Genomic DNA, 7,365 nt, shown 5'->3' with positions numbered 1-7,365 from the left:
GCCAACGCGGACAAGGGCGGCGACTGAGAAACGCGGCCCAAGGTAGCGCCGGCCGCTGGCCGGCTCCCCAGACCGCCCGAACACCCCGGTAGTGCCGGCCGCTGGCCGGCTCCCGACACTGCCCGAAAACCCCGGTAGTGCCGGCCGCTGGCCGGCTCCTCGCAATGCCCGAAGATTCCCAGGAGCCGGCCAGCGGCCGGCACTACCGGGGTTTTCGGGCAGTGTCGGGAGCCGGCCAGCRGCCGGCACYACCGGGGTGTTCGGGCGGTCTGGGGAGCCGGCCAGCGGCCGGCGCTACCTTGGGCCGCGTTTCTCAGTCGCCGCCCTTGTCCGCGTTGGCCGCGCAGGCGAAGTTCTTGCGCTTGGCCTGCAGTCGGCCGTTCATGCGGTCGGTCACGGGCAGGGCGTTGCCGTTCAAGCGCCAGTCGTAGATCACGCTGAAGGCCAGGATGCGCGCGACGTACTCGCGGGTTTCCTTATAGCTGATGGTCTCGATCCAGATGTCCGGATCGAAGCCCGGGCGCTGGGTCTGCCAGCGTGCGGTCGGGGTCGGGCCGGCGTTGTAGGCGGCGATGGTGATGTAGGGCAGGCCTTCGTACTTGTTCATCAGCTGGCGCAGGTAGGCGGTGCCGATGGCGATGTTGGTGTCCGGGTCGTACAGGCTGGCCGCGCCGCCGTAGTTGGCCAGGCCGATCGACTTGGCCACGCTGGCGCCGGTGGCCGGCAGCACCTGCATCAGGCCCATGGCGTTGGCCGGCGAGCGCGCCTTCGGATTGAAGATGCTCTCGGCGCGGATCTCGGCCGCCACCCAGGCCGGGTCGATTGCATTGCGTGCCGATTCGCGGCGGATCGCATCATCGTGGTGCAGCGGGAAGCGCAGCGAATACAGGCGTTGCTCGTCCGGGGTCTTGCCGAGCGAGAACACCGCGCGGTCGAACCAACCGTTGTCGCGCGCCACTTCCACCGCGATGCGGCGCTGGGTGGTGTCGTAGCGGCTCAACGCGTCGTTCCATTCGGCCACGGCCCAGCCGGCGCGCTCGATCTTGAACAGCTCCATCGCGCGGATGATCGCTGGATCGCGCGCGACCGCTGCCTGCGCCTGCGCGCTGTCATTGGGTTCCCACGGGCACAGCGTGTAGGTGGACTGGCCGAGCTGGTCGGCAGCGAGGAAGCCGTGGAAAGTCGCCGCGCGGGCCGCGTCGCGATACAGCGGCTGGGCCTCGCCGCGCTTGCCAGTCTTCTCCAGCATGCGCGCCTCGAAATAGCGCCAGCGCGAATCGCTGCGCTGGGCCGGGCCCATCTTGCGGATCGCCGCCAGCGCCTGCGGCCAGTCGCCGCGCGACATGGCCTCGCGCGCGCGCCACTCGTGCAGGCGCTCGTCATAGGCCGAATCGGGCACGGCATTCAGGCGTCGCGCCGATTCGGGACCATACGAGGCCACCGTCCACAGCGCGACCTGGTACAGCACCTGGGCCTGCTGGCCGGCACTGAGCTGCAGCGCACTGGCGTACTGCGGCAGTTGCTGCTCGGTGGCGCCCGGGTCGGCCTTGGCCAGCTTGGCCAGGCCATCGGTGGCGATGCGCCGGCTGCGTTCGTTGCGCGGCCAGTTCAGCGCGCTGGCGTTGGGCTTGTCGACGAAGGCGGCATAGGTGTTGGCCAAGGCCAGGTCGGCGGCGGGCAGGCCGCGCGCGGCACTGCGCATCACCGCCGGTTGCTGTTCGTCTGCGGCTGCGTCGATCCGCGCCCAGCGCAGTTCGGCGCTCAGGCCGCCCTTGGCATCGAGTACCGCGAACACCGCATCGCAGGCATCGGGCAGCGACTTGCCGGTGCTGCGCCAGATCGCCTGGGCCTCGCTGGTCCACTGCGCATCGGCCTTGCCGGTGGCCTGGCGTGCGTTGAGCTGGGCGCAACGCAGGCCGACGTTGTCGGTCGGGACCCAGTTGGCCAGCAGGGTCGGCCAATCCTGGCGGCGCGCCACCGCCGGCAGCCACACGCTGCGGAAGCTGCTGGCCACGGCCTGGCCGCTGTAGCGCTTGAGGAAGTCCTGCGCCTGCGCGGTGCTGACGGTGTCGATGTTGCGGCGCAGGTTGGCGTACTCCAGCCAGCCGTACAGCGGATGCTTGCTCAATGCCGATGCCTGGGCAGGATCGAACTGGCCGCGCTCGGCATTGTCGATGGCGGCCTTGACCTGCGCGCGTTGCGCGTCGAGGTTCTGGGCGTCGGCCACCGGGCTGACGCCGGAACAGGCCAGCAGGACGGAGGCGCTGAGGAAATACAGGGGAAGTCGAGTCATGGCCGAGAGCATAACGGCGCACGGTGAAGGGCGGTGAGGGCAAGCCGACTCGATCATGAACGAGGGCCGCACAGGGCCATGAAGACCGGCCGCGCCCGGCGTAGTGTCGGCCATGGGGCAGCCCGCTCCTGGGAGAGACAGAGCATGGCATTCCGCGCAGCCGCTACGTCTGGACCACTGGCCGAGATCAACGTCACCCCGTTGGTCGATGTAATGCTGGTGTTGTTGATCATCTTCATCGTGACCGCCCCGATGGTGTCCTTGCCCATTCCGGTCAACTTGCCGCAACGCACCACCAGCGTGGTGCCGCCCACCGAGCCACCGGCGCCGATCGAGCTGCGCGTGGATGCGTCCAACCAGGTCACCTGGAACGGGCAGGGGGTGCCGGTCGCCTCCCTGCAGGCACGCATGCAGGACCAGGCACAGGCACACGCCGGCAACCTGCCGGAGCTGCGTATCGCCACCGACCCTGACGCCGAGTATGAGGTGATGGCCAAGGTGCTGGCGGCTGCCAGCAACGCGCACCTGGAGCGCATCGCCTTCGTGCGTCCCTGACCACGGTCGTGGCCTGTCCGTGCGGACGGGCCACGCTTTCATGGCACGACGGGCAATCCAGCTTGGTGCAGGATGCAGCGGATGGTTTTTCCAGGTAACAGGCCCGGCGGCCCCATCGCCATGCCCAACCTCACGCCGTTGGTGGATGTGATGTTGGAGGTGCTGGTGGTGGTCGTGGCCACGTTCCCGATGCTGCAGCGGCCGTTGGTCCTCCCATTGCCACAGGCCACATGGTGCGGTCCGGAGGCGTATGCACCGCGTCCGCTCCCGATCGAACTGTCGCTGGACGCGGCCAATCACCTGCGCTGGAACGGCGTCCCGCTGCCGTTGGGCGCAGTGGCAGCGCAACTGCAGGTCTTTTCTACCCTGCCGGCGCAGCAGCGCCCGACCGTGCGGCTGCGCACCACCGGTGACACCGACTACCAGGCCCTGTCCGAGGTGATGGTTGCCGTGGACAACGCCGGGCTGATGTCGGGCCTGGGGATCGACGCGGACGACTGAGTGGCGTGCACGCGCGCTGATGCGTGTTGCGTCCGTTCCAGACCATGCCTCGTTGCGGGGTACGTCGCGACGACGGCCTCCCGAAAAGCCTTGCAGGGCGGGCTTGTTGCCTGTTCGGATTTGTCGCATCCGCGTGAAATAGTGTCGTCCATCACGTCGGCCCGTTTACCGTTTGTTTACAAAGGAGACGTTGCCGCCATGCAGGGGGGTGCGGCAGCCCAGACCAACATTCCTTTGTGGAGAGAGCGAATGAACGACCTGCACTACCGCCCCTTGGCGGTCGCTGTATCGCTGTGTCTGTTGTTGGCCGTGCCCGCGCTGGCCGGCGCGCAGGAAACGCCCCGAACCACCACCGAGCTGGACCGCGTCGAGGTGACCGGCAGCCGCATCAAGCGCGCCGAAGTGGAAGGCCAGGTACCGATCCAGACCCTGACCCGCGCCGAGATCGAACGCACCGGCATGAACTCCATTGGTGAAGTGCTGCAGCAGCTCACCGGGTCCGGGTCGGCGTTGAACGCCAAATTCAATTCCTCCGGCAACTTCGGCTTCCCGCCTGACGGCAGCGGCGTGGGCGCCGGTTCGGCCCAGGTCGATCTGCGCCACCTGGGGGCCAAGCGCGTGCTGGTGCTGGTGGACGGCATCCGCTGGGTCAACGAATCCTCGGCCTCCGGCGTGGGCGCGGCCACCGATCTCAATACCATTCCGCTGGCGATCGTCGAGCGCATCGAAGTGCTCGAAGACGGCGCGTCGTCGTTGTACGGCTCCGACGCCATCGCCGGCGTGGTCAACATCATCACCCGGCGCGAATTCGATGGCGGCCAGGTCACGCTGAACTACGGCGAGTACAGCAAGGGCGATGGCACCCAGAAGGGCGTGGACCTGGCCTGGGGCACCAGCGGCGACCGCTACACCCTGTTCCTGGGCGCCAGCTGGACCAAGCAGGACCCGGTGTACGCGCGCGACCGCGAGCAGTCGCGCTTCCCGATCCCGGGCACCGGGCTGGCCTTCGGCAGCGGTGGCATTCCGCAGGGCCGCTTCGCCTTCGTCGACCCCAACACCGGGGCCGAGCAGGACATCGTGCCCAACACCGGGGCAAGCAACCCACGCTACGACGGCAGTGCCGGTTGCAGCCGCACCGACGACTACCACTGCTTCACCTCGGCCGACCGCTTCAACTTCGCCGAATACAACATGGTGCTGACGCCGTCGGAACGTAAGGGCATTTTCGGCCAGTTCCGTTTCGACATCACCGACAACATCCAGTGGTACATCAAGGCGCTGGGCAACCGCCGCGAATCGACCAACCAGGCCGGCCCCGAGCCGCTGTTCTTCGGCCCCGATGGCGCCACCGGCAACCCGCTGGCCGACAACATCGTGGTGTCCGCGCTCAACCCGTACAACCCGTTCGGGTTCGACCTGGTGTCCTCGGGCAACATGAGCCTGATCGGCCGGCGCCCGGTGGAGGGCGGTGCGCGCATCTTCGAGCAGGAGGTCAACACCCAGTACTTCGCCACCGGCCTGGTGGGCCAGTTCGAGGCCGGCAGCCGCAGCTGGTTCTGGGACGTCAACGGCATGTACAGCAAGAACAAGGCCGAGCAGACCAACTACGGCAGCTATGACATCTTCAAAGTGAACATGGCCCTGGGCGACCCGGCGGTATGCGCGGCCACGCCCGGCTGCGTGCCGTTGAACATCTTCGGGGGCGCCGGGTCGATCACCCCGGCGATGCTGGACTGGATCCAGCCGGTGGTGCGCGACCGCAGCCAGAACGAGTTGAGCCTGTTCACCGCCAACCTGAGCAGTGACCTGTTCACCCTGCCGGCCGGCCCGGTGTCGTTCGCCACCGGCTACGAATACCGCAAGTACGAGGGCCGCTACGATCCTGATCCGCTCACCGTGATCGGCCATTACAACGGCGTGCCGTCGCTGCCCACCTCCGGTTCCTACGACGTCAATGAAGCGTACCTGGAGCTGAGCGTGCCGATCTTCGCCAAGAGCGCGATCGGCGAGAAGCTCGACCTGAGCCTGGCCGGGCGCTACTCGGACTACTCCACCTTCGGCGGCGAGTTCACCCCCAAGTACGGCCTGCGCTGGCAGGTGACCAATGACTTCGTGCTGCGTACCAGCTACGCCGAAGGCTTCCGCGCACCGTCCATCGGTGAGCTGTATGGCTCGGCGGCGCGTGCCGACCTGCAGTTGTTCGACCCGTGCTCGATCGGCCTGGGCGGTACCGCACCGCGTGGCAATCCGGCCAACTGCGCCGCGCTCGGCGTACCGACCGGCTTCCAACAGGCCAACTCGCAGATCTCGGTCACCACCGGCGGCAACGCCGAACTGGACCCGGAACGCTCGCGCAGCTTCAGTGCCGGGTTCGTGTGGAGCCCGTGGTTCGGCAACGATGCGTCGTGGTCGGAGCGTTTCGACGTGGAAGTGACGTTCTACCGCCACACCATCGAAGGCGCCATCCAGGCCATCAACGCGCAGACCCAGTTGGACCTGTGCGTGGAAACCCTGGACCCGGTCTACTGCGAGGGCATCAGCCGCGCGTCCACCGGTGCGGTGAGCAGCTTCAACAACCGGCTCACCAACCTGGGCTCGATCAAGACCGACGGCTGGGACGTGGACCTGTTCTGGACGTTCCCGCAGAGCGACGTCGGCCAGTTCAAGCTGGGCTGGCAGAACACCTTCGTGGGGCGCTATGAAGCGCTGGGTGCGGCGGGCCAGCGGCAGCCGCAGAAACCGGGCGTGGAAGTGGCCGACAGTTCGATCCCGGAGTGGACCAGCAACGCGACGCTGAGCTGGGCCCTGGCCAACTGGAGCGCGTCCTGGACCGTGCGGCACATTTCCGAGCTCACCGAAGACTGCGGCGACGCCGTGGCGTTCCCGGTGTGCAGCAACCAGCAGGAAGGCACCAACACGCTTGATGCCACCACCTTCCATGACCTGCAGGTGGGCTACAAGGTGGACTGGATGAAGGGCCTGCAGCTCAGCGCCGGCTTGAACAACGTGTTCGACAAGGACCCGCCAATCTGCCTGTCGTGCTCGCTCAACGGCTACGACGCATCCACCTACGACATCCCGCGTGGGCGCTACTGGTACATGCGCGCGGATCTGCGGTTCTGATCGCCGGTTGATGTACGTGTGATGCCACCGGGGCGCCATCACGGCGCCCCGGTTCGTCCATCCGGTAGAGCCGGGCCATGCCCGGCTGCGTTGAAGGGCAGACAAATGCGTTGCACACACCGGCCATTGCGCATGTTTGCCGTGCTGCTGCTTTATCCGTCAGGCATCATGGCCGAGCCGGTCAGCGGCCGGCACCACCCTTTCCAATGACTGTTGCCATGAACCTGCATACCTGGTGGATCTTCGCCGTCACCGTATTCGTCCTGTGCGGCACCCCGGGGCCCAACATGCTGCACGTGATGACCCGCAGCGTGCGCGTGGGCTTCCGCCGCAGCATCGCGGCCATGGCCGGGTGCCTGAGCGCACTGGTGCTGGCGCTGTCGATTTCCGCCGCCGGGCTGGGCGCGGTACTCAAGGCCTCGCCGATGGTGTTCGACGTGCTGCGCTATGCCGGCGTGGCCTACCTGGTTTATCTGGGCATCAAGGCCTGGCGCGGCGGTGACGCGCCGATCGATGTTGGCAGCACCGCGGCGATCACGCCGAGCAAGCGGCGCATCCTGTTCCGCGATGGCTTCATCATCGGCATCAGCAACCCCAAGCTGTTGTTGTTCGCCTCGGCGTTCCTGCCGCAGTTCGTCGACCTGACCCAGCCGCAGCTGCCGCAGTTCGTGGTCCTGGTGGGCACCTTCGCGCTGATGGAGATGTTCTGGTACGCGGTGTACGCCGCCGGTGGGCGGGGCCTGGCCAGTTATCTGGCACGCCCGGGCCTGCGCAAGGTGTTCGACCGCGTCGTCGGCACCATCTTCATCGGCTTCGGCCTGGCGCTGCTGCGCGCCCGACCGTAGTGCCGGCCGCTGGCCGGCAACCTCATGAACAATGACGGTCCTGCCGGG

At 67.4% G+C, this 7,365-nt stretch carries 5 protein-coding genes; 4 read left to right on the top strand and 1 reads right to left on the bottom strand.

All coding sequences use genetic code 11. The features are described 5' to 3' along the window. Positions 1-313 precede the first annotated feature (313 nt). Positions 314-2,305 (bottom strand): transglycosylase SLT domain-containing protein, encoded by a 1,992-nt coding sequence (locus tag AC1DR7_RS19665; RefSeq protein WP_478053059.1) that lies wholly within the window; start codon positions 2,303-2,305, stop codon positions 314-316. 132 nt (positions 2,306-2,437) lie between these two features. On the opposite strand from AC1DR7_RS19665, the gene AC1DR7_RS19660 reads away from it, so the two are divergent. From AC1DR7_RS19660 to AC1DR7_RS19645, 4 genes are all read left to right on the top strand, one after another. Then, positions 2,438-2,848 (top strand): ExbD/TolR family protein, encoded by a 411-nt coding sequence (locus tag AC1DR7_RS19660; protein WP_478051805.1) that lies wholly within the window; start codon positions 2,438-2,440, stop codon positions 2,846-2,848. A gap of 120 nt (positions 2,849-2,968) precedes the next feature. Next, positions 2,969-3,349 (top strand): biopolymer transporter ExbD, encoded by a 381-nt coding sequence (locus AC1DR7_RS19655; protein WP_478051804.1) that lies wholly within the window; start codon positions 2,969-2,971, stop codon positions 3,347-3,349. Positions 3,350-3,598: 249 nt separating this feature from the next. Then, a complete protein-coding gene (locus AC1DR7_RS19650) occupies positions 3,599-6,472 on the top strand; it encodes a TonB-dependent receptor plug domain-containing protein (protein WP_457320815.1) in 2,874 nt (957 codons plus the stop codon). 218 nt (positions 6,473-6,690) lie between these two features. Continuing rightward, positions 6,691-7,317 carry a LysE family translocator gene (locus tag AC1DR7_RS19645; protein WP_256777065.1) on the top strand — a complete coding sequence of 209 codons (627 nt, stop codon included), beginning with the start codon at positions 6,691-6,693 and terminating at the stop codon, positions 7,315-7,317. Positions 7,318-7,365: the final 48 nt, after the last annotated feature.

Source organism: Stenotrophomonas sp. P5_A9 (assembly GCF_056400525.1).
Note: the sequence above shows the minus strand (reverse complement) of the source record. Positions and strands in the feature narration are given on the sequence as shown.

Bases quoted from the DNA above. Each gene is read 5' to 3' on its own strand.
- AC1DR7_RS19665 (WP_478053059.1), bottom strand. From the start codon at position 2,305: ATGCTCTCGGCCATGACTCGACTTCCCCTGTATTTCCTCAGCGCCTCC.
- AC1DR7_RS19660 (WP_478051805.1), top strand. From the start codon at position 2,438: ATGGCATTCCGCGCAGCCGCTACGTCTGGACCACTGGCCGAGATCAAC.
- AC1DR7_RS19655 (WP_478051804.1), top strand. From the start codon at position 2,969: ATGCCCAACCTCACGCCGTTGGTGGATGTGATGTTGGAGGTGCTGGTG.
- AC1DR7_RS19650 (WP_457320815.1), top strand. From the start codon at position 3,599: ATGAACGACCTGCACTACCGCCCCTTGGCGGTCGCTGTATCGCTGTGT.
- AC1DR7_RS19645 (WP_256777065.1), top strand. From the start codon at position 6,691: ATGAACCTGCATACCTGGTGGATCTTCGCCGTCACCGTATTCGTCCTG.